At 70.6% G+C, this 21056-nt stretch carries 20 protein-coding genes; 17 read left to right on the top strand and 3 right to left on the bottom strand.

Features of this window, described 5'->3' with window-relative positions; all coding sequences use genetic code 11:
• Positions 1 to 35 precede the first annotated feature (35 nt).
• The 16 genes from FPZ12_RS02655 to FPZ12_RS02580 all read left to right on the top strand — a co-directional run bounded on the left by FPZ12_RS02655 (position 36) and on the right by FPZ12_RS02580 (position 16723).
• Entirely contained in the window at positions 36 to 1364 is a 1329-nt protein-coding gene (locus tag FPZ12_RS02655) for an MFS transporter (RefSeq protein ID WP_144745815.1), read from the top strand.
• A 116-nt stretch (positions 1365 to 1480) separates the two neighbouring features.
• The gene (locus tag FPZ12_RS02650) at positions 1481 to 2695 is read left to right on the top strand and encodes an acyl-CoA dehydrogenase family protein (RefSeq protein ID WP_144745816.1); all 1215 of its coding nucleotides are present in this window, start codon (positions 1481 to 1483) and stop codon (positions 2693 to 2695) included.
• The gene (locus FPZ12_RS02645; RefSeq protein WP_144745818.1) at positions 2692 to 3858 is read left to right on the top strand and encodes an acyl-CoA dehydrogenase family protein; all 1167 of its coding nucleotides are present in this window, start codon (positions 2692 to 2694) and stop codon (positions 3856 to 3858) included. Before FPZ12_RS02650 ends, FPZ12_RS02645 begins: the two co-directional genes overlap by 4 nt.
• Entirely contained in the window at positions 3855 to 4658 is an 804-nt protein-coding gene (locus tag FPZ12_RS02640; RefSeq protein ID WP_144745819.1) for an amidohydrolase family protein, read from the top strand. The genes FPZ12_RS02645 and FPZ12_RS02640 overlap by 4 nt, the downstream gene beginning before the upstream one ends.
• The gene (locus tag FPZ12_RS02635; RefSeq protein WP_144745821.1) at positions 4655 to 6019 is read left to right on the top strand and encodes an acyclic terpene utilization AtuA family protein; all 1365 of its coding nucleotides are present in this window, start codon (positions 4655 to 4657) and stop codon (positions 6017 to 6019) included. The genes FPZ12_RS02640 and FPZ12_RS02635 overlap by 4 nt, the downstream gene beginning before the upstream one ends.
• Before the next feature lies 1 nt (position 6020).
• Complete coding sequence (locus tag FPZ12_RS02630) at positions 6021 to 6374, top strand: AtuA-related protein (RefSeq protein WP_144745823.1); 354 nt, start codon at positions 6021 to 6023, stop codon at positions 6372 to 6374.
• On the top strand, positions 6371 to 8500 hold the full coding sequence (locus tag FPZ12_RS02625; protein WP_144745824.1) for an acetate--CoA ligase family protein: 2130 nt from the start codon (positions 6371 to 6373) through the stop codon (positions 8498 to 8500). The genes FPZ12_RS02630 and FPZ12_RS02625 overlap by 4 nt, the downstream gene beginning before the upstream one ends.
• Positions 8497 to 9681 carry a thiolase family protein gene (locus tag FPZ12_RS02620; protein WP_144745826.1) on the top strand — a complete coding sequence of 395 codons (1185 nt, stop codon included), beginning with the start codon at positions 8497 to 8499 and terminating at the stop codon, positions 9679 to 9681. Before FPZ12_RS02625 ends, FPZ12_RS02620 begins: the two co-directional genes overlap by 4 nt.
• Before the next feature lie 3 nt (positions 9682 to 9684).
• A complete protein-coding gene (locus tag FPZ12_RS02615; protein ID WP_144745828.1) occupies positions 9685 to 10443 on the top strand; it encodes an SDR family NAD(P)-dependent oxidoreductase in 759 nt (252 codons plus the stop codon).
• Complete coding sequence (locus FPZ12_RS02610) at positions 10440 to 11219, top strand: crotonase/enoyl-CoA hydratase family protein (protein WP_144745830.1); 780 nt, start codon at positions 10440 to 10442, stop codon at positions 11217 to 11219. Before FPZ12_RS02615 ends, FPZ12_RS02610 begins: the two co-directional genes overlap by 4 nt.
• An 11-nt stretch (positions 11220 to 11230) precedes the next feature.
• Positions 11231 to 12394, top strand: a complete 1164-nt coding sequence (locus FPZ12_RS02605) for an acetyl-CoA C-acyltransferase (RefSeq protein ID WP_144745832.1) — start codon at positions 11231 to 11233, stop codon at positions 12392 to 12394.
• Complete coding sequence (locus FPZ12_RS02600) at positions 12391 to 13194, top strand: enoyl-CoA hydratase/isomerase family protein (protein ID WP_166462539.1); 804 nt, start codon at positions 12391 to 12393, stop codon at positions 13192 to 13194. Before FPZ12_RS02605 ends, FPZ12_RS02600 begins: the two co-directional genes overlap by 4 nt.
• A 5-nt stretch (positions 13195 to 13199) precedes the next feature.
• Entirely contained in the window at positions 13200 to 13955 is a 756-nt protein-coding gene (locus FPZ12_RS02595; RefSeq protein ID WP_144745835.1) for an SDR family NAD(P)-dependent oxidoreductase, read from the top strand.
• A gap of 22 nt (positions 13956 to 13977) precedes the next feature.
• The gene (locus FPZ12_RS02590; RefSeq protein WP_144745837.1) at positions 13978 to 14706 is read left to right on the top strand and encodes an SDR family NAD(P)-dependent oxidoreductase; all 729 of its coding nucleotides are present in this window, start codon (positions 13978 to 13980) and stop codon (positions 14704 to 14706) included.
• A gap of 8 nt (positions 14707 to 14714) precedes the next feature.
• A complete protein-coding gene (locus FPZ12_RS02585; RefSeq protein WP_144745838.1) occupies positions 14715 to 15251 on the top strand; it encodes a nuclear transport factor 2 family protein in 537 nt (178 codons plus the stop codon).
• A complete protein-coding gene (locus FPZ12_RS02580; RefSeq protein WP_144745840.1) occupies positions 15248 to 16723 on the top strand; it encodes an aldehyde dehydrogenase family protein in 1476 nt (491 codons plus the stop codon). The genes FPZ12_RS02585 and FPZ12_RS02580 overlap by 4 nt, the downstream gene beginning before the upstream one ends.
• A gap of 49 nt (positions 16724 to 16772) precedes the next feature.
• Here FPZ12_RS02580 and FPZ12_RS02575 read toward each other — a convergent pair whose 3' ends face one another.
• The gene (locus FPZ12_RS02575; protein WP_144745842.1) at positions 16773 to 17597 is read right to left on the bottom strand and encodes a mycofactocin-coupled SDR family oxidoreductase; all 825 of its coding nucleotides are present in this window, start codon (positions 17595 to 17597) and stop codon (positions 16773 to 16775) included.
• An 85-nt stretch (positions 17598 to 17682) separates the two neighbouring features.
• The gene (locus tag FPZ12_RS02570; RefSeq protein WP_144745844.1) at positions 17683 to 18465 is read right to left on the bottom strand and encodes a FadR/GntR family transcriptional regulator; all 783 of its coding nucleotides are present in this window, start codon (positions 18463 to 18465) and stop codon (positions 17683 to 17685) included.
• 172 nt (positions 18466 to 18637) lie between these two features.
• Here FPZ12_RS02570 and FPZ12_RS02565 point away from each other — a divergent pair, with 172 nt between their 5' ends.
• Positions 18638 to 19993, top strand: coding sequence for an MFS transporter (locus FPZ12_RS02565; RefSeq protein ID WP_166462538.1), 1356 nt, complete (start codon positions 18638 to 18640; stop codon positions 19991 to 19993).
• Positions 19994 to 20002: 9 nt separating this feature from the next.
• Here FPZ12_RS02565 and FPZ12_RS02560 read toward each other — a convergent pair whose 3' ends face one another.
• The gene (locus tag FPZ12_RS02560) at positions 20003 to 20944 is read right to left on the bottom strand and encodes an AraC family transcriptional regulator (protein WP_144745847.1); all 942 of its coding nucleotides are present in this window, start codon (positions 20942 to 20944) and stop codon (positions 20003 to 20005) included.
• Between the last annotated feature and the right edge of the window lie 112 nt (positions 20945 to 21056).

Genomic DNA, 21056 nt, shown 5'->3' with positions numbered 1-21056 from the left:
GCCCGGGTGCGCGTGGCCGCGAAGGGAGTCTGCGGATGAACGCCCCCTCGCGCGGCCAAGAGGTCCGCACCGTCACGGCGAGCATGATCGGCACCGCGGTCGAGTTCTACGACTTCTCGATCTACGGTGTCGCGGCCTCACTCGTGTTCTCGCACCTGTTCTTCCCGGCGGTGAGCGACGTCGTGGGGACGCTGCTGTCGCTGTCCACGTTCGCGATCGCGTTCGTGGCGCGGCCCATCGGTGCCGCGGTCTTCGGCCACTTCGGGGACCGGGTGGGACGCAAGGGGACGCTGTTCGTCACGCTGATGCTGATGGGGATCGCGACCGTCGCGATCGGGCTGCTGCCCACATACGGGCAGATCGGCGTCTTGGCTCCGATCCTGCTCGTTTTTCTGCGGCTGGTACAGGGTTTCTCCCTCGGTGGCGAGCAATCCGGCGCGATGCTGATGAGCGTCGAGAGCGCGCGCGACAGCCGGCGCGGGATGTTCGGGGCGTTCGTCAACTCCGGTGCCGGGTGGGGGCTGCTGCTGGCCAACCTGGTCTACCTGCTGGTAGCGCGGCTCTCGCCCGCGGCATTTCAGAGCTGGGGCTGGCGGGTGCCGTTCGTGCTGAGCGCCGTGCTGGTCGTGGTAGGGCTCTTCATCCGGCTCAGGCTGGCGGAGAGTCCCGAGTTCCAGGAGGTCAAGCAGGTCGGCGAGGTGCGCCGGCTGCCGCTGGTCGAAGTGCTGCGTGACAACGGGAAGCAGGTCGCGCTGCTGGCGTTCGGGCTCATGGCGTCCGGGGTCAGCTACTACATCGCGATCGTCTATTCCCTGTCCTACGGCGCGAAGGCGCTGCACAAGTCCAACGGCACGATGCTGTCGCTGGTCCTGTGGATGACGGGCCTGATGATCACGCTGGTGCCGTTGATCGGCTGGCTGTCGGATCGCTGGGGCATGGCCTCCCGGAGGCTGATCTTCGTGGGGTCCTCGGTGGCGCTGATGGCGACTTCGTTCCTGTGGTTCACGCTGCTCAACACCGGCGACTACGGCTTGATGCTGCTGGGTTTCGTGATCCTGTTCGTGGCCTACTGCGCGAACATCGCGGTGACGCCGACGTTTTTCGCGCTCGCGTTCCCCGCGCGCGTCCGCTACAGCGGCATGGCGCTCGGGTTCACGCTCGGCACCGTCATCGGCGCGTCGATCGCTCCGCTGATCGCCACCGCGTTGCAGGACGCGACCGGCAGCTGGGTCGGCGTCGCGGTGTATATGAGCGGCTCGGCGTTCCTCGCCGCGATCGCCGGGCTCCTGCTGCGCGAGTACGACCCGCTTCGACCCCGGCGTCGCCGCGCGAAGGACAAGGACGCCGAAGTCGTTTCCGCCTAGCCGGCCTGGGTGTTGACACCCCCTTGACCTGACGACTACTAATAATAGCTAAACATACGCATGTTTAAGGAAGGTCTGGCGTCCGGCCGGACTGTTCTCATCGTGGAGGAACCCAGATGGCCCGACCCATCCCGAGCTACGGCGACGAGGCGCTCGACGCGCTCGCGGGCATGGTGCGCGAGTTCGGTTTGCAGGAGGTGCGGCCGCGGTTCCGCGAGCTGGAGGACGCGGGCGAGTTCCCGCGCGAACTGTACCGGCGGATGGGCGAGCTCGGCCTGTTCTCCTGCTGCTTCCGCAGCGCGGACAACCCCGACGCCGGTTACCGGGCGCTCGCGGTGGTCTCCGAACAGCTGGCCTATGCCTACCCGCCGATCAGCGCGCCGATGAACCTGCAGGCGGCGACCGTGCCCCTGACGATCGCGAACTGGGGCACGGTCGGACAGATCGACGCTTACGTCCCGGGGCTGACGGCGGGGAAAGTCCTGGGCTGCAACGCGATGACGGAACCCGACGGCGGATCCGACCTGCTGGGCGCCATGCGGACCCGCGCCGTGCGCGACGGTGACGAGTACGTGGTCACCGGTGCCAAGATGTGGATCACCAACGCGAACGTCGCCGACGTCGCCGTCGTCTACGCCAAGACCGACCCCGCTGCCGGGCACAAGGGCGTCACCGCGTTCCTGCTGCCGATGGACACCCCGGGTGTCGTCGTGGACCGGGTGCCCTGCCGGGTGCTCGGCAAGCTCATGCCCACGAACATGATCACCTTCGACGGCGCGCGGGTGCCCGCGTCCGCGGTGCTCGGCGCCGAGGGCGACGGGTTCAAGGTCGCCATGAGCGCCATGGACTTCGGCAGGCTCACCGTCGCGGCGCGCTCGCTGGGGCTCGCACAGTCCTGTTTGGACACGGCCGTCGACTACGCCACCCAGCGGGAGGCGTTCGGCCGGCCGATCGGCCACTTCCAGATGGTCAAGAAGCAGATCGCCGACATGACGTGCGAAGTGGCGGCCGCGCGCAAGCTCGTCTGGGACGCGGCGGTGAAGTACGACGAAGGCACGGTGCCCACCCGCGAGTCGTCGATCGCGAAGTACTACGCCGCGGAGGTGTGCAACCGCGCCGCGCAAGCCTGTGCCGAGATCCACGGGGGCTACGCGTTCAGCGACGAGCTGCCGATCTCGGTCTACCTGAACTACGCCAAGCTGTGGCAGACCGGCGAGGGTTCGGCCAACATCCAGGCCGTCCTGATCGCCGACGACGCGCTCGGGTTCAAACGGATGGACCGCCATCGCCGCCCTTCGTTCGTCACGGCGCCGACGGCGGTGCCGGCATGAGCACACCGGCCGACACCACTTTTCACGAGCTGGCGCCGGAATATGTCGCGCTGCGGGAGCGTGCCCGCGAACTCGCGGCGACCTGCGCGCCGTTGGCCTGCCGTGCGGACGAAAGCGACTCGGTCGACCGGGAAGTCCGTGCGCTGCTGGGCGAAAGCGGCCTGGCCGCCGTACAGGTGCCGCGCGAATACGGTGGCGAGTTCCACCGGCCGGACTCGCTGGCCGTCACGCTCGTCCGCGAGCAGCTCGCCGCCGAGTCCGGGCACCTGGACTCGTTGTTCGCGATGCAGGGGATCGGCAGCTACGCGATTTCCGAGGGCGGATCGGATGAGCTGCGCAGGCACTGGTTGCCTCGCGTCGCGCGGATGGACGCCATCGCCGCGCTCGCGCTGACCGAGCCGGACGTCGGTTCCGACCTCAAAGCGCTGAGCACCACCATCACCGCAGAGGGCGGGGAACTGATCGTTTCCGGGCGCAAGAGTTTCATCACGAACGGCGGCGACGCGAGCTACTACTGCGTGCTGGGCAAGGAAGAAGTCGATGGGCGCACGGGGTACTCGCTCGTGCTGGTGCCCGCGGACGCCGCCGGCGTGAGCTGGTCCCGGCCGCACCAGATCATCGCCCCGCACGTGCTCGGCGACCTCGTGTTCGAGGACGTCCGGGTGCCCGCCGGGAACCGGCTCGGGTTGCCGGGTAAAGGTTTCGCGCTCGTGCTCGCCACGCTCGCGACCTTCCGGGTCTCGGTCGCGGGTGCCGCGGTCGGCACGGCACAGGCCGCGCTCGACGACGCCTTGGTTCATACCACTGGGCGTGCGCAGTTCGGTGTCCCGCTGGCGCGGCTCGGCCCGGTGCCGCAGCTGCTCGCGATGTCCTGGACCGAGATCGAGATGGCACGGACGTTCACCTACCGCGTCGCCCGCGCGGCGGCGGCCGATCCCGCGGGCAGCCTGCACCTGTCGTCGATGGCGAAGATCGGCGCGACCGAGGTCGCCGGGCGGGTGACCGATCGCGCGGTGCAGGTGATGGGGCGCTTCGGTCTCGTCCGCGGCACCCGCGTCGAGCGGATGTACCGCGCGGCGCGGCCGATGCGCGTGTACGAGGGCGCTACCGAGGTCCTGCTCGACGCGCTGTCCAAGCAATTGATCAAGGGGGCCCGCTCGTGATCATCGACGCCCATTGCCACGTCTGGCCGGACGAGATCGCGCGCAAGGTCCTGGCCGGGCGGCCCGTGGGGCTCGATCCGGTGCACGACGGCACCCTCGACGGCTTGCGCCGGACCATGGACGCGGCCGGGATCGGCCTCGCGATGACGCTCGCGGTCGCGAACGTGGCCCGGACCGTGCGGCGCACCAACGAGTTCGCGGGCAAGGTGGACCGCTCACGCTTCATCCCGTTCGGCACCGTCCATCCGGGGCTGAGTACCGAAGAGAACCTCTCTTCGTTGCGGGACAACGGAATCGTCGGTGTGAAGCTGCACCCGCTGTTCCAGGACCTGTCGTTCGCCGACGCGAAGGTGCGCGAGATCCTGACCGCGCTCGCGGAGCACGGCTTCCCGGTGATCGCCCACGTCGGGTGCGGAGGTGATCACACGCAGAATGAGCGCGGAGCTTCGAAACACCTGCCGTCGCTGGTCGAGCGCATTCCCGGCCTGCGGTTCATCGCCGCGCATTTCGGTGGCTACCACGACCTCGACGCGGCCGAGGAATGGTCGGTCGGGGCGGACGTGCACCTGGAAACGTCCTGGCCGCCGAGCGTGGGCACGCTCCCCGGCGAGCGGCTGCGGACGATCATCCGGCGGCACGGCGCCGACCGGGTCGTCTACGGCTCGGACTGGCCGATGACCGACCCTGCCACGGAGATCGCCGCCATCAGGAACCTCGGCCTCACCTCCGAGGAAGAGGCGGGTGTGCTGGGGGACAACCTCGCGCGCCTGCTCGGGATCGACGAGAAGGGCTTCGCATGAGCAAGACAGTCCGGCTCGGCGCCGGCATGGCCTTCTGGGGCGACAGCGTCCAGCCGGCCATCCGGATGGTGGAGCGCGGGGAGATCGACTACCTGTGCTGCGACCACCTCGCCGAGCTGACCATGTCCATCCTGTCCAAGCAAAAGGACCGCGACCCGGAGCGCGGCTACACTCCCGATATCCTCGATCTGCTGCGCGGCGCGCTGCCGGGGTGCGTGGAAAAGGGCATCAAGATCATCACCAACTCCGGCGGCGCGAACCCGCGCGGCGCGGCCGCGAAGATCGCCGGCCTGGCCAAGGAGCTCGGGATCTCCGGGATCAAGATCGCCGTCGTACTCGGCGACGACCTGAGCCCGCGGATCGACGGGCTCCTGGAGCAAGGCGTCGACTTCGCCAACATGGACACCGGAGAGCCGCTGTCGGCGGTGCGTGACCGGCTCACGCACGCGGCCGTGTACACGGGCTGCGAAGGGATCGTCGAAGCGCTCGGCGCGGGCGCGGACATCGTGGTGTGCGGCCGGGTCACCGACATCGCGCTGTACCTCGGCCCGCTGCGCCACGAGTTCGGCTGGGCCGCGGACGACTGGGAGCGGCTCGGGATGGCCACCGCGGTCGCGCACGCGATCGAATGCGGTGGCCAGGCCACGGGCGGCCTTTTCGCCGGTGGCTGGTGGGAAACCGGGGGCCTGGAGGAACTCGGGTATCCGATCGCGGAGGTCGCCGAGGACGGCACCGCGGTGATCACGAAGACCCCGGGCTCGGGCGGCCGCGTCGACATCGCGTCGCTGAGCGAGCAGATGATCTACGAGATCCTCGACCCGGCGAACTACCTGACCGCCGACGTGACGGCGGACTTCTCCGGCATCGAACTCACCGAGATCGGCCCTGATGAGGTCCGTATCACCGGTGCCACCGGACGGCGGGCGCCGGCCACGCTCAAGGTGAACATGGGCTACCGCAACGGTTTCGTCGGCGAGGTGCAGTTCACCTACACCTGGCCGCACGCGCGGGCGAAAGCCCGGCGCGGGATCGAGTTCCTCGAAAGGCGGCTCGCGCGGGCCGGGTTCACCGCCTCCGGCACGCACGTCGAATACCTCGGCCAGACGTCGATGTGGAACGACCGGGTGTCCGTGCCGGACGATCCGGACCTGCCGGAGGTCGTCGTCCGCTACGCGGCCCGCTGCCCCGACCAGGCCGAGGCACGCAAGGTTTTCACCGAGTCCGTGCCGCTCTACAACAACGGTCCCGCCGGCGTCGGCGGGATCGGCACCCGGCCTCCGCTGAAGGAACTCTTCGCGATCTGGCCGTGCCTGATCCCCCGCGAGCACATCGTGCAGTCCGTCGAGATGGTGGAGGTCTGAGATGCGGGTGGCGGACATCGCGCACGGCCGCTCCGGCGACAAGGGCGACACCTGCAACGTCGGGATCGTCGCCTACGACGCCGAGGGTTACGCGCTGCTGCGCCGTGAACTGACCGAGGAAGCGGTGGCGGCGCATTTCGGGAACCTGGTGCACGGCACTGTCTCCCGCTATGAGCTACCGGGCATCCTCGCGCTGAACTTCGTGCTGACCCGCGCCCTCGACGGCGGCGGCACCCAGTCACTGCGCTCGGACCACCTGGGCAAGACCATGTACGCCTGGCTGTTGCGGATGGATCTCCCGGACGAGCATGGCGTGCGGCGCTATCCCACCGGCCCCGCGGGAGTGCCGGCATGACGGAGCTCATCCGGGTCACCGGCGCCGAGGAGGATGTCCGCCGTCTGTGGTCACCCCGCTCCGTCGCGGTCGTCGGGGCGAGCAGCAGGCCCGGCGCGCTGAGCTGGTGGCCGCTGGAGCTGTTGCGCCGCTACGGTTTCCGCGGCCCGGTCCACGCCGTGAACCCGCGCCGCGACCGGATCGGGGACGTGCCGTGCGTACCGTCGATCTCCGAGGTCGACGGTCCCGTGGATCTGGCCGTCGTGCCCCTCGCCGCCGCCGACACGGTCGTCGCGGTGAAGGAGTGCGCGGCCGCCGGTGTTCGTACGGTTGTGTTGCCCTCACAGGGTTTCGGTGAGCTGGGCGAGGAAGGACGGGCGGCCGAACGCGAGCTGCTGGCGGCCGCCCGCGAAACCGGGATGCGGATCGTCGGGCCGAACACCGACGGTGTCGCGAACCTGGCGCTCGGCGCGCTCGCGTCGATCCAGCCGCTGTTCGGACAGGGGGTGCGCCCGGGGCGGGTCGCGGTGGTGACCCAGAGCGGCGCGACCGCGGCCTCGCTCCTGGTGCGGCTGGACGCGGAGGGTATCGGCTGCCGGCTCTACGCCAGCGCGGGAAACGAGATCGACCTCGGGCTGGCGGACTACCTGTCGGTCGCGGTGCAGGACCCCGAAGTCGGCGTGGTCGTGTCGTTCGTCGAGGCGATCCGGCGCCCGCGGGACTTCGTGGCGGTGGCGGAACTGGCGGCGCGGCTGGGCAAGCCGATCGTCCTGATCAAGGTCGGCCGCACCGAACAGGCGGCCGCGCGGGCCGCCGCGCACACCGGCGCGCTCGCGGGCCCGGACCGGATCTACGACGCGCTTTTCCGTTCGCTCGGCGTGATCCGGGTCGGCGAGCTGTCCGAGATCGTCGCGGTCGTGAAACTGCACCTGGGTGTCGGCGTGCCGGACTCCGCCGGGCTGGGGGTGATGTCGGTGTCGGGTGGTCAGGCGGGTGCGATCGCCGACCGTGCCCCGGAATTCGGCATCAGGGTCCCGGTGCTCGGGGAGCCGGCCCAGGAGCGGCTGGCCGAGCTGCTGCCGTTCGGGTCGCCGCTGAACCCGTGCGACCTGACCGGCGAAGTCGCCGTCCGGCACGACCTCGCGGCCGGGGTGTACCGCGCCTACGACGCCGATCCCGGAATCGGCCTGGTGATCTACGCCCGCAAGGAACTGACCGGCGACGCCGGGCGTCACGCGGCACGAGCGTTGGTCGCGGCGCGCGCGGAGGGAGCGACCCCGTTGGTCGTGTACGCGATGGACGGTCAGTTCAACGAGGATGAGACCGCGACCTACGCCGGCGCGGGAGTCCCGGCCTTCACCTCGTTGTCCGAACTACTCACCGCCTACGGCGCGCTTGTCCGGCACGGAGCCGCTTTGCGGGCGCGGGCGGGCCGCGCCGTCGCGTCGGCCGGGCCGCGCGGAGTTCTCCCAGTGGGCTCCGGCACGGTGGACGAAGACGCGGCGCGGACCTTGCTCGCGGAGTACGGCCTGCGCGGCCCCGCGGCGGAAACGGTGCCCGATGTGGAGTCGGCCGTCGCCGCGGCCGAACGCATCGGCTACCCGGTCGCGGTGAAGGTGGTCAGCCGCCGCATCGCGCACAAGACCGAGGCCGGTGGCGTGCGCCTCGGCTTGACCGGCGCCGGCGAAGTGCGCCGTGCGGGCAACGAGATCCTGGCCGCCGCCCGTCGCCACCTCGGCGGCGATCCGGCCGACGGATTGCTGGTGCAGCACCAGATCGTGGACGGAGTCGAGATCATCGCCGGGCTCGTCGCCGATCCGCAGTTCGGGCCCTTCGTGTTGCTGGGCACCGGTGGCATCACCGCGGAGCTGCTGGCCGACTCGGTGCTCAAGCCGGCACCGGTCACCGCGGGTGAGGCACGCGAAATGGTCGGCGAGATCCGGGGAAACGCGTTGCTGCGGGGATTCCGCGGCGCTCCGCCCGCCGATGTCGACGCCCTCGTCGAAGCGATCGTCGCGCTCTCCCACCTTGGCGCCGATCACGCGGACCGGATCGCCGAGCTGGACCTCAACCCACTGCTGGTCCGCCCCGAGGGTTTGGGCGTGGTCGCCGTGGACGCGCTGATCGTGACGAAGGAGAGCTCGTGAGCACGGCGGTGATCGTCGGCGCCGTCCGATCGCCCATGGGCAAAGGAAAACCGGGCGGCGCGCTGTCGGGCCTGCATCCCGTGGAGTTGCTGGCCCAGACATTGACCGGGCTCATCGGCCGCACCGGAATCGACCCGGGCCTCGTCGAAGACGTGATCGTCGGCTGCGTCAGCCAAGGCGGGGAACAGGCGGCGACGCCGGGACGGCACGCGTGGCTCGCGGCGGGCTATCCCGAGCACGTGCCCGCGACGACGATCGACCGGCGGTGCGGGTCCTCGCAGCAGGCACTGCATTTCGCCGCCCAGTCCGTCCTGGCCGGGGTACACGACGTGGTCGTCGCGGGCGGCGTCGAGTCGATGAGCCGGGTCCCGATGGGCTCCGCCCGCATGGGCGCGGACGTCTACGGCCCTTCGGTGACCGAGCGCTACGCTCCGGGCCTGGTCTCGCAGGGCGTCGCTGCCGAACTCGTTGCGGCACGGTGGAAGATCGGCCGTGAGGAGATGGACGAATACTCCGCTCGTTCGCACGCGCGGGCCGCCGCGGTCGCCGACTCCGGCGGCTTCGACGCGGAGATCGTGCCGATTCGCGTGCCCGGCCGTCCGGAGCCGATCTTCGCGGACGAGACGATCCGCCGGGGCACCACCGCCGGCACACTCGCAGCCCTCCGTTTGGCCTTCGCCGACGACGCGGCGGCCGAACGGTTCCCCGGGATCGACTGGTCGGTGACGGCCGGGAATTCGTCGCAGATCACCGACGGAGCAAGTGCCGTGCTGGTGATGAGCGAACAGCGGGCCACCGCGCTGGGACTTCGGCCGCGGGCGCGGGTCGTCGCGATGTCGGTGGTGGGCGACGACCCGGTCGCCATGCTCACCGCGCCGATCCCGGCCACCCGGATGGTCCTCGAACGCGCCGGTCTCGCGATCGACGGCCTCGACGCCGTGGAAGTCAACGAGGCCTTCGCATCCGTGCCGCTGGCCTGGCAGGCCGAGTACCGGATCGGCGAGGAACGGCTCAACCCGGCAGGCGGGGCGATCGCGCTCGGGCATCCGCTCGGCGCGTCCGGCACCCGGCTGTTCGCCACGCTGCTGCACCACCTCGAACGCACCGGGGGCCGCTACGGGCTCCAGACGATGTGCGAGGCGGGCGGCATGGCCAACGCGACCGTGATCGAAAGGCTCTGACACATGGACATCGCAGGACAGTCCGCCCTGGTCACCGGGGGAGCGTCCGGGCTCGGGCAGGCCACCGCCCGGCGGCTGGCCGGAAAGGGGGCCCGGGTAACCATCCTGGATCTGCCGACCTCGGCGGGGGAGAAGGCCGCCGCGGACCTCGGCGCCCGCTTCGTCGCCGCGGACGTCACTGACCCCGAACAGACCCAAGCGGCCGTCCAGGAGGCAGGGCGCGACGCGCCGCTGCGCGTCCTCGTCCACTGCGCCGGGCGCGGTGGGCCCGTTCGCGTCGTCGACAAAAACGGGCAGCCCGGGTCGCTCGAGGCGTACGAGGCCATCGTCCGGCTCAATCTGATCGGCAGCTTCAACGTCCTGCGGCTGGCGGCCGCCTCGATGGCCGCCACCGAGCCCGTCGACGGCGAACGCGGAGTCTGCGTACTGACCGCGTCGGTGGCCGCGTTCGAGGGCCAGATCGGGCAGATTCCTTACGCCTCCTCGAAAGCGGGCATCGTCGGCATGACACTCGTGGCCGCGCGCGACCTGGCGGGCAAGCTGATCCGGGTCTGCACCATCGCCCCGGGCACCTTCGATACACCCCTGCTCGCACGTCTGTCCGACGACGTCCGCGACAGCCTCGGCAAGGCCGTCCCGCATCCGAGCCGGCTGGGCAGGCCGGGCGAATTCGGTTTGCTCGCGGCACAGATCGTGGAGAATCCGATGCTCAACGGCGAAACCATCCGGCTCGACGGCGCGATCCGGATGCCCCCGCGATGACCGGCCGGACGAAGAGCGACGTGCCCCTGCTCGTCGCCGACGAAGGACCCGTCCGGATCCTCACCCTGAACCGGCCGGCGGAACGCAACGCCATCGACCTGGCCACCGCCACCGCGATCGACGAGGCCGTCACGGAGTTCGACGCCGACCCCGTACTACGGGTCGCGATCCTCGCCGCGAACGGCCCGGCCTTCTGCGCGGGCATGGACTTGAAGGCGTTCCTGCGCGGGGAACGCCCGTCGACGGTCCGCGGGTTCGCCGGGCTCGTCGAGCAGCCACCCGCGAAACCGGTGATCGCGGCCGTCGAAGGGGCCGCCGTGGCGGGCGGGTTCGAACTGGTGCTGGCCTGCGATCTGGTCGTCGCCGCGGAGACGGCGTTCTTCGCGCTGCCCGAAGTCCGGCGCGGCCTCGTCGCGGCGGGCGGTGGTCTGCTCCGCCTGCCCGGGCGAATGCCGTACCACCTGGCGATGGAACTCGCGCTCACCGGCAACCGGCTGGCCGCCGCCGATGCCGGACGGCAGGGGCTGGTCAACCGGCTGACTCCACCCGGCGAAGCGTTGCCGGCCGCACTCGAACTGGCACGCGAGGTCGGTGCGTGCGGCCCCCTCGCCGTCACGGCGACCAAGAAGATCATCCAGGACGGGCCGGGCTGGCCGCGGGACGAGGCATTCGGCCGGCAGCGCGTGCTGGCCGAGCCGGTGCGCTCGTCGGCGGACGCGGCCGAAGGCGCCCTGGCCTTTACCGAGAAGCGTGCCCCGGTCTGGACGGGGAAGTAGGAGGAAATCAGATGCTGGCCAGACCGGTATACGTGGCCGGAGCGGTGCGATCCGCCATCGGCCGCCGCCGGGGAGTGCTCGCCGGGGTGCACCCTGCGGATCTCGGTGGCGCCGTCGTCGCGGAACTGCTTGAACGGACGGGGGCGGCGGGCGACGCCGCCGCGGAGGTCGACGACGTGATCCTCGGCTGCGTGACGCAGCTCGGCGCCCAGTCGACCAACCTCGCGCGGATCGTCGCTCTCTCCGCGGGACTCCCGGAGTCCGTGCCGGGCACGACGATCGACCGCCAATGCGGTTCGTCCCAGCAGGCGCTGAACTTCGGCGTGCAGGCGATCGCGTCCGGCGACCAGGACCTTGTCGTCGCCGGCGGGGTCGAGGTGATGTCGCGGATCCCGATCGCCTCGGCGGCGTTCGTCGGCGCCGAGCACGGAATGGGGCTCCCGCGTGACGGCGAGCTGTGGCGGAAGCGTTACGGCGACGAGGAAATCAGCCAGTTCCGCGGTGCCCAGCTGATCGCCGACCACTGGTCGGTCAGCCGCGAGCGGATGGAGGAGTTCGCGCTCGCCAGCCACGCCCGCGCCCTCGCGGCGCGGGACGGCGGACTGTTCGACGCTGAGATCGCGCCCGTGTACGGGCTGGCTCGCGACGAGGGCCCGCGTGCGGATACCACCGCCGAGAAGATGGCCGCGCTGAAGCCGCTGGCCGAAGGAGGCACCCTCACCGCGGCCGTCGCGTCGCAGATTTCCGATGGTGCCGCGGTACTTCTGCTGGCTTCGGAGACCGCGGTCGAACGCCACGGGCTCACCCCGCTGGCCCGCGTCGTCGCGCAGACCGTCGTCGGCTCGGACCCGGTCATGATGCTCACCGGCCCGATCCCGGCGACCGCAAGGGTGCTGGCCAAGGCGGGTCTGAGCGCCGGGGACATCGACTTCTTCGAGGTGAACGAGGCGTTCGCGTCCGTGGTCCTCGCGTGGCAGCACGAGACCGGCGTCGGTGCCGACCGGACGAACGTACTCGGCGGGGCGATCTCCCTGGGGCATCCCCTGGGCGCGACGGGAGCCCGGCTCGCCACGACCTTGGTCCACCACCTGCACCGGACCGGGGCCCGCTACGGACTCCAGGTGATGTGCGAAGGCGGCGGGATGGCGAACGCGACGATCCTGGAGCGAGTGTGAGCGGCGCGGTCGAAGTCACCCGGGAAGGCAGCCTCGGCTGGATCAGGCTGAACCAGCCCGAGCGGCGCAATCCGCTGGACCGCGCCACGGCCGAGGCCGTCACCGAAGCGTTCCGCGCGCACTTCGCCGACCCGCGCGTCCGGTCGGTGTGCGTTACGGGGGAGGGCAAGGCTTTCTGCGCGGGCGGGGACCTGGCGCAGATGGGCCGGTTTTCGGAAATGGGCACGGCCGCCGCGTTCGACTGGCCCGGGCCTATCGTCGAGCTGCACCGGCTGGTGCTGCGCGCCGAAAAGCCGGTCATCGCCGCGGTGAACGGACCCGCCTACGCCGGCGGGATGGGGCTCGCGGGGATGTGTGACGTGTTGCTGGCGGTGCGCGACGCGCGGTTCGCCATGCCCGAGATCAAGGTCGGCATCTTCCCGATGATCATCGTCGCGCACTTGTGCCGCGCGCTGCCGCGCAAGCGCCTGATGGAGATGATGTTCACCGGCGACCCGATGGGTGCCGGGGAAGCCCACCGGCTGGGGTTCGTCAACCGGCTCTATGGAACCGCGGACGAGCTGGCCGATGGGGCCAGGGAGTTCGCGCGCAAGTTCGACCAGGTGAGTCCCGCGGCCGCCAAGCTCGGCAGGCGCGCCTTCGGCCTGCTCGCCGACCTGCCCGCGGACCAGGCGATCGACGCGGCGCAGTTCCTGGTCATGCCGTTCCATCTCGGCGAGGACATCAAGGAAGGGGCCGCGGCGTTCCTCGAAGGCCGCAGCCCGAACTGGGTCCCGCGCGACCCGACCGGACAGGAGTGACCACAATGGACCTGGACCTCAACGGCCGCGGGGTGATCGTCACCGGCGCCAGCAAGGGACTCGGCCGCGCGGCCGCCCGCGCGCTGGCCGAGGAGGGCGCCGACGTCCTCGCGGTCGCCCGTACCGAGGAGAGCCTCCGCGAGCTGGCCGGCGAACGGTTCCCCGGCAAGATCCACCCGCACGTCTGCGACATGCGCGACCGCGCGCAAGTGTCCGCGCTGGCGGAGCTCGCCGCCGGGAAGCTGGGCCGCCTCGACATCGTGGTCAACAACGCCGGGATCGCGCCCGCCGCGAACTTCCTGGAGATGGACATGGGGGTCTTCGACGAGGTGATGGAGGTCAACGTCGCCGCCGTCGCCGTTCTTTCCCAGGCGGCGGCACGGGTTTTCGTGGAATCGGGCACCGGTGGCCGGATCATCAACGTCGTGTCGACGTCCGGCATTCTCGGCAAGGCCACGCTGGCCGCCTACTCGGCGTCCAAAGGCGCGGCGATCCAGCTCACCAAGGCGCTCGCCGCGGAATGGGCGCGCCACGATATCCAGGTGAACGCCATCGCGCCCGGCGCGTTCGCGACCGAGGCCCAGGCCTACGTCACCGGCAACCCCGAGGTGCTCGCCAAACGGGTGCGGAAGATCCCGGCCCGCCGGATGGCCGACCCCGGCGAGTTCGCCCCGCTGGTCTGCTACCTCGCCTCGGCGAAGGCGAAGTTCGTGTCCGGCGCGGTGTACGTCATCGACGGCGGGGAAACGGCGAAGCAGTGAACCCACGTTCGAAGGGGAATTGATGGCTCTGCTGGAAGGACAGTCGGTGATCATCACCGGCGCCGCGCGCGGCATGGGGGAGGCCACGGCGCGGCGGGCCGTGGCCGAAGGCGCCGCGGTCGTGCTCGTGGACCTGGACCCGGCGGTGACCGGACTGGCAGCGGAACTCGGCGGTGAGTCCGTCGTCGGCTCGGTCGCCGACCCGGACTGCGCGGAACGCGCGGTGGCCGCCGCCGCTGGCGTCACCGGGCTCGTCAACGTGGCCGGCGTGTTCCGCCTCGGCGACGTCGTCACCGCGTCCGACACCGACTGGGACGAGCTGCTCGCGATCAACCTCACCGCACCCCGGATCTGGGCGAGAGCGGTGATCCCCGCGATGATCGCCCGCGGCGGCGGCGCGATCGTCAATTTCGCTTCACTGGCCGGAACCCGCGCGCGACCGAACTGCGTCGCGTACACGACGGCGAAGACGGGACTGCTCGGACTCACGCGCAGCATCGCGATCGACTACGGCCCTCAGGGAATCCGCGCGAACTCGATCTCGCCGGGAACCATCGACTCGCCCATGCTGCGTGGCAGCGAAGCGGCAGGCGGGACGACACGGGCGGAGCACATCGCGCTCAACTACCTGCCCCGCCTCGGCACGCCCGGAGAAGTCGCGGGCTGCTGTTGCTTCCTGCTCTCGCCGGACGCGGGCTTCGTCAACGGGGCGGACTTCATGATCGACGGCGGCCGGACCGCCGGAACCTGAGGAGGGGCATGAACGACGACATTCCCGCCCGGCTGCGGCGCATCGAGGCACGGACCGAGCTCGATGAGCTGATCACCCGGTACGCGATGGCCTGTGACGATCGTGATCTCGGCGCGCTCGCGGAATGCTTCACCACCGACGGCGCGTTCGTGTCCGTCGGCGGCCGCGTCGAGGGGCGCCCCGCGCTGGTCGAGTACTACACGGAACGGTTCCGGCACTACGGCCCGAGCTACCACGTACCGCACCGGCTGGTACTCGACGACCTCGCCGGAGAAACCGCGCGCGGGGTCGTGCTCGCCCATTCGGAGCTGATGCTCGAGGGCGGGCTGTTCGTGTCCGCCCACCGCTACCGCGACACCTACCGGGTCGAAGACGGGCGCTGGCGGGTGGCCGAGCGAACCTGCGATTTCCTTTACGGCGCGCCACTTCGGGACCTGCTGGACCTCGATCACGCCACGCCACGCCGCCGCTGGCCGGGCGTAGCGCCGGCCGACGCCGACATACCTGAGAAGCTCGACACGTGGAGGGCGTTCTACCAGCGATGACCGACTACCTCGACCGGCGTGCGGCCCCGCCGTGGTGCACTTCGTTCACGATCGACGGCGAGGAGATCACGGGGGCGGGCGCCGCGCTCGACGTGGTCGGCCCGGCCACGGAAGAGACGCTCTGCGCGCTACCCACCGCGTCGGTGTCGCAAGTGGACGGTGCCGTCGCGGCCGCCCGCCGTGCCTTCGACGACGGCCGCTGGTCCGGCCTTTCCGGTGCGCGGCGGGGAAAACTGCTGCACGCCTTCGCCGACCGGATCGAGAGCCTGCACGACACCCTCGCCGCGGGTGTCGTCTGTGAGGTCGGCAGCCCGGTGTCACTGGCCACCACTTTGCACACCGACGTGGCGCTGCGAGTCTTGCGCACGTACGCGGATCTGGCCGCCCAGGACAGGACAGTGGACCTCGGTGCCGACGGCGCGCCGGTGCCGAGCCGCAGCATCGTCGCGCATCGCCCGATGGGCGTCGCCGCGGTGATCACGGCCTACAACATCCCGCTGCTGATCCTCGCGCGCGCGATGGGAGCCGCACTCGCGGCGGGCTGTACCACCGTTGTGCTCCCGAGTCCGAAGGCGCCCCTGACCTCCCTGATCGTGGCACGGGCCGCGGCCGAGGCGGGCCTGCCCGACGGCGTGGTCAACATCGTCGTCGGCGGCCACGAGGCCGGCGAGCGGCTCGGCACCCATCCCGGGGTGGACAAGGTCGCGTTCACCGGCTCACTGGGCGTTGGACGGCGGATCATGGCGCAGGCGGTCCCGCGGCTGACGGGGCTGTCGCTCGAGCTGGGCGGCAAGTCGCCCTCGCTGGTGATGCCGGGCTTCGACGCCACGGAAGCCGCCTACGAGATCCACGCCCGCTATCTGCGCAACGGCGGTCAGGGCTGTGCGGCCCCGGCCAGGATCCTGGTGCCGCGCGACTACTACGACGAGTTCGCCGAACTCAGCCGCGTGGCGTTGGCCAGGATCCGCACCGGCGACCCCTGGGACCCCGAGACGATAGTGGGCCCGATGATCAGTCGCGAACACCGCGACGGGGTCCGTGCGACGGTCGAGGCCGCTGTCGCCGGCGGCGCGACACTCGTGGCCGAGGGGCCCGATCCCGGCCGGGACACCGGCTGGTTCGTCCGCCCGGCCTTGGTCGGTGGCGTTGCTCCGGAGGCTCGGATCGCCCAGGACGAGATCTTCGGACCGGTCGGAGTTGTGCTGCCCTACAACGGAATCGACGACGCCGTGCGCCTGGCCAACGGCACCGCATTCGGCCTGTCCGCCCACGTTTACTGCCGCGACAAGGAAGACGGCGTCGCTCTCGCCGCCCGGCTGCGCGCCGGGACTGTGGCGGTGAACGGCGGCGGTGCGTTCCGCCCGGACGCCCCGTTCGGCGGTTTCAAGGCCAGCGGGTTCGGCCGCGAGTACGGCGAATGGGGCGTGCGTGAGTTTCTCGAAGTCCAGCACGTGCAGTGGCCGGCCGGCTGAACGACGGGAGCCCCGGCCGGGAAGACGTCCCGCCCGGGGCTCCCGTCGTTCAGCAGAGGAGCTGGCCCGCGTCGACCGGCACCGCCGTTCCGGTGACATAGCGCGATTCCTCCGACAGGAGCCACAGCACGGCGTCGGAGATGTCCTGGGGCTCGGCGAGGTCCACGTTCATCGCGTTCGCCATCCAGCCGGGTGGGGAGGCGCTCCGGAGGCTTGAAAAGGCGTCGTTGACGACCATCGGCGTGCGCACCCCGGCCGGGGCGACCAGGTTGACCCGCACGCCGTACTGGCCCAGCGCGCGGGCGAAGTTCTTCATGATCGCGATCACCCCGTGCTTGGCCGCGCCGTACCCGATCTGGCCCGGATTGAGCAGGTCGACGTCGTAGGCCACGCCGCGGAACGAGGACGTGGACCCGGTGATGACGACCGCGCCGCCGGTTCCGGCGTCGAGCATGGCGCGTGTCGTCTCCCGCACGGTGTAGAAGACGCCGGTCAGCATGACGTCGAGGGTGTCGGCCCAGGCCTGGATCTCCAGGGACCCCGGCCCGGTGGTGGGCATGATGCCCGCGTTCGCCACGACGAGATCGAGGTGGCCGAACTCGGCGATCCCACGCCGGACCGCGTCCTCGACGGCCGCGTGGTCCCGTACGTCCGCCTCGACCGCCAGCGCGCGCCGTCCTTCTTTTTCCACGAGCGCAACGGTTCCCTGGAGATCGGCCCGTGAGGACATCGGGTACTGCACCGAATCGATCTGCCGGCAGAGGTCGAGCACCACGACGTCCGCGCCCTCGCGGGCGAGGTTCACCGCGTGGGAGCGGCCCTGGCCCCGCGCGCCCCCGGTGACGAAGGCGACCTTCCCGTCGAACTTGCCCATGACAACACCCTCCTGCTCCGCATCGGGCTAAACCATGCGAAACATTAGTATGTCTTGTGGGGTGAGGGCAACGGGCGAGTGGTGCTCAGCGCCAGTCGACGACCTCGTCGAACAGCTCAGGGAACCGTTCCTCCAGCTGGGCGGTGTAGTCGATCATGTGCTCACGCATCAGTTCCTCGGCGATCCTGGCGCGGCCCTTGATGATCGCCTCCGCGATCTCCTGGTGGCTGTCGGCCACCATGTGCCGGTGCGAAGGCGGGTACACGTACCGCACGACCCGGTCCGCGTAGATGATCTTCAGGGACTTGCCGACCAGGTCGAGGACCCGGTTGCCGGAGACCCCGGACACGACGTCGTGGAACGAGGTCGCGCCGTGGATGTAGTCGTCGCTGTTCTCGCTGACCACGGCGTCCTTGGTCAGGCCGACGGCCTTTTCGAGCGCCTCGACGGTGCCGGGGTCGCGGCGCGCGGCGGCGAGGCCCGCCATCATCGGCTCCAGGGCCAGCCGGGCCTCCACGAGCTCGCGGAAAGTGGCGCGCGCGGCCTGGAAGTGCAGGGACGCGTAACGCGCGAAGTCGTGGGGGCCGGTCGCGGCCACCATGGGCCCCCCTCCGCGCCCCGGTTTGATGATGACCAGGCCCTGCACCTCGAGGATGCGCAGCGCCTCGCGGACCGAGGCGCGGCCGACGCCGAAACGCTCGACCATCTCCAGTTCGGACGGCAGCATCGCGCCCGGCCGCAGGTCGCGGGCCACGATGTCGCCGACGATGTCCCGCACCAGCGACTCGGAGATCTTCGACGTCCGGCGCTGTCGGGGCTGGTCCGCCGCGGAGAGGTGACTGTTCTGGCGGGCAGCTGACTCCGTCATGCGGTCACGGTACCGACTTCTCCTGAGACCGTCGTATTTTTCGCACGGATTGCGCCGTTCGGCGTGTCGGGTGGCCAGGACAGGGCGGCCGGGAAGTGGGGAAGGTCTTGCCCTCCGGGGATTCAATGCGCATGATACGAGTACTTTCACCGCGGAGAGGCAGGAGTGGCCGATGACGCTGGACCCGGAAGCCCCGGAGAGCACCACTTCGCCGGCAACGAGAGCGGCGACGGGCGCTACGCGGCGAGCCACCAGGGCATCGGTCGCGAGCCTGCTCGGCACTGCGGTCGAGTACTACGACTTCTCCGTCTACGGCGCCGCGGCGTCGCTGATCTTCAAGGACCTGTTCTTCCCCGATGTCAGCTCCTTCGTCGGCACGCTGCTTTCGTTGTCCACCTTCGGGATCGCGTTCGTGATGCGCCCCGTCGGCGGCCTGTTCTTCGGGCACCTGGGCGACCGCGCCGGCCGGAAGGCCACCCTGGTCGCCACGTTGCTGGTCATGGGGATCGGCACGACGGCCATCGGCCTGCTGCCGACGTACCGGTCGATCGGGGTGCTCGCGCCGGTGCTGCTGGTGATCTGCCGGCTGCTGCAGGGTTTCGCGCTGGGCGGGGAGCAGTCGGGCGGGTTGCTGATGGGTATCGAGAGCGCCCGCGGCGAACGACGCGGGTTCTTCGGGGCACTCGTGCAGTCGGGTTCCGGCTGGGGGCTGCTGCTGGCGAACCTCGTGATGCTGCTGGTCACGCGGCTGCCGCACGCGCAGCTGATGAGCTGGGGCTGGCGGATTCCCTTCCTGTTCAGCGGGGTGCTGATCGTCGTCGGCCTGTGGATCCGGCGCAGGCTGGAGGAAAGCGCCGATTTCGCCCAGGCCCGTCGGGCCGGGAAGCCGCCGAAATACCCCGTGGTGGCCGCCATCCGCGGTGAGTGGGTGCGGATCATCCTTGTCATGCTGGGACTTCTCGCCTCGAGCGTCAGCTTCTACGTCGTCACCGTGTACTCGCTGACCTACGGCACGAAGACGCTCGGCCTGCCGAGCGGCACGATGCTGTCACTGGTGCTCGTGGGGACCGTCATGATGATCGTCTGCATCCCATCGTTCGGCGTGCTGGCGGACAAGATCGGCCGTAAACGGCTGTTCGTGGTGTCCGCGTTCGGTTTCGCGGTCGTGCCCTTCGCCTGGTTCCCGCTGCTCGGTACGCGGAGCTACCCGTTGATGGTGCTGGGTTTCGTTTTGTTCTTCCTGTGCGACACCGCGAACCTCGCAGCCTTCCCGGCCTTCTTCGCCATGGCGTTCGCCCCGAAGGTTCGCTTCAGCGCGATGGCACTCGGCCTCACGCTCGGCAATCTGCTGGGCGCGTCTCTGGCTCCGACGATTTCGAGCCTGCTGCTGCGGGCCACCGGGAGCTGGGTCAGCATCGCGTTGTACATGTGCGGCGCCTCGGCCGTGGCGCTGGTCGCCGGTCTCCTGCTGAAAACCCGTCCGGACAGCCAAACCACCGGCGAGCGCATGAGCGCGGACCTCGGCTGAGGACGTGTCCTAACCGCGTCGTGCTTGTGCGGGGGAGAGGCCGTACCGGCGCCGGTAGGCCGCCGCGAATCGGCTGGCGCTGGAAAATCCCCAGTACGCCGCCACTTCACTGATCGTGCGCCGCGGATCGGCCGCCAGGTCGGCGTCCGCCCGCTGGAGCCGGATACCGGCCAGGTATTCCATCGGCGCGCAGCCGACCCACTGCCGGAACCCTTCCTGCAGCCGCCGCACGCTCGTGCCCGCGACCGCCGCCATCTCGCTTGCCGTCCAAGCGCGGCCGGGGTCGTCGTGCAGCTGGTCGACCACCCGGCGGATCGCGCGGGGGCGCGGCGCCGGGCCCGCGCCGGCCTCGGGGCATCCGGCCAGCAGGAAGCTCGCGGCGACCGCCCCGGCGAGCTGCTCCCGGACGAGGTCGCAGTCGCCGAACAGGTGCGGGTCGTGCAGGTGCGCGGCGAGGCTGCCGACGAGCTGCCGCCATCCGCGGCCCGGGCCCGCGCCCAGTTCGAGTTGTTCGGGCAGAGTCCCGCGCAGCGCGGTGCGGTCGGTACCGAGCACGCGTTCGGCCTCGCGGGCGAGCCAGGTGCTGTCGAACTTCACGCCGAGCACCGTGCAGGTCGCGTCCCAGTGGCTGATCTCCGAGGGAGTGTCCGAACGGAACACGGTGGCCTGGCCGGGCACCGACGTGACCGCGCCGTGCCGGCCGAGGCTTTCCAGATGCCCGGTGAGCGGCATGTTGATCTCGTAGGCGCCCGGGTAGTCGCAGGCGATCCGCACGTCCGCGCCCCAGCCGACGTGCCCGACGAGCACCGGGCCGAGGTCGAGGGTGTGCAGGGTCAGGCGCGGATCGCGGCCCCCGCCGAGCGGTGTCAGCTCGTGCGGGAAATAGGCCTCCGCCACCTTCCGGGACGCCTGCTGCCAGTCCCGCGGCGGCGCACTACGCCGTGCGCGCATGGCTGGGACGCTACCAGAACACCAGGTCAGCAACTCGGCGCGCGATCCGTGCCGGTCCCGCGCGAAGCGTGTCGCCACAGGCGTCCGAGCTTCCTAACGTCCGGATCCGTCC

This window comes from Amycolatopsis acidicola (genome assembly GCF_007713735.2).
Taxonomy (GTDB): Bacteria; Actinomycetota; Actinomycetes; order Mycobacteriales; family Pseudonocardiaceae; genus Amycolatopsis_E; species Amycolatopsis_E acidicola.
This window is presented reverse-complemented; position numbering and strand designations above follow the sequence as displayed.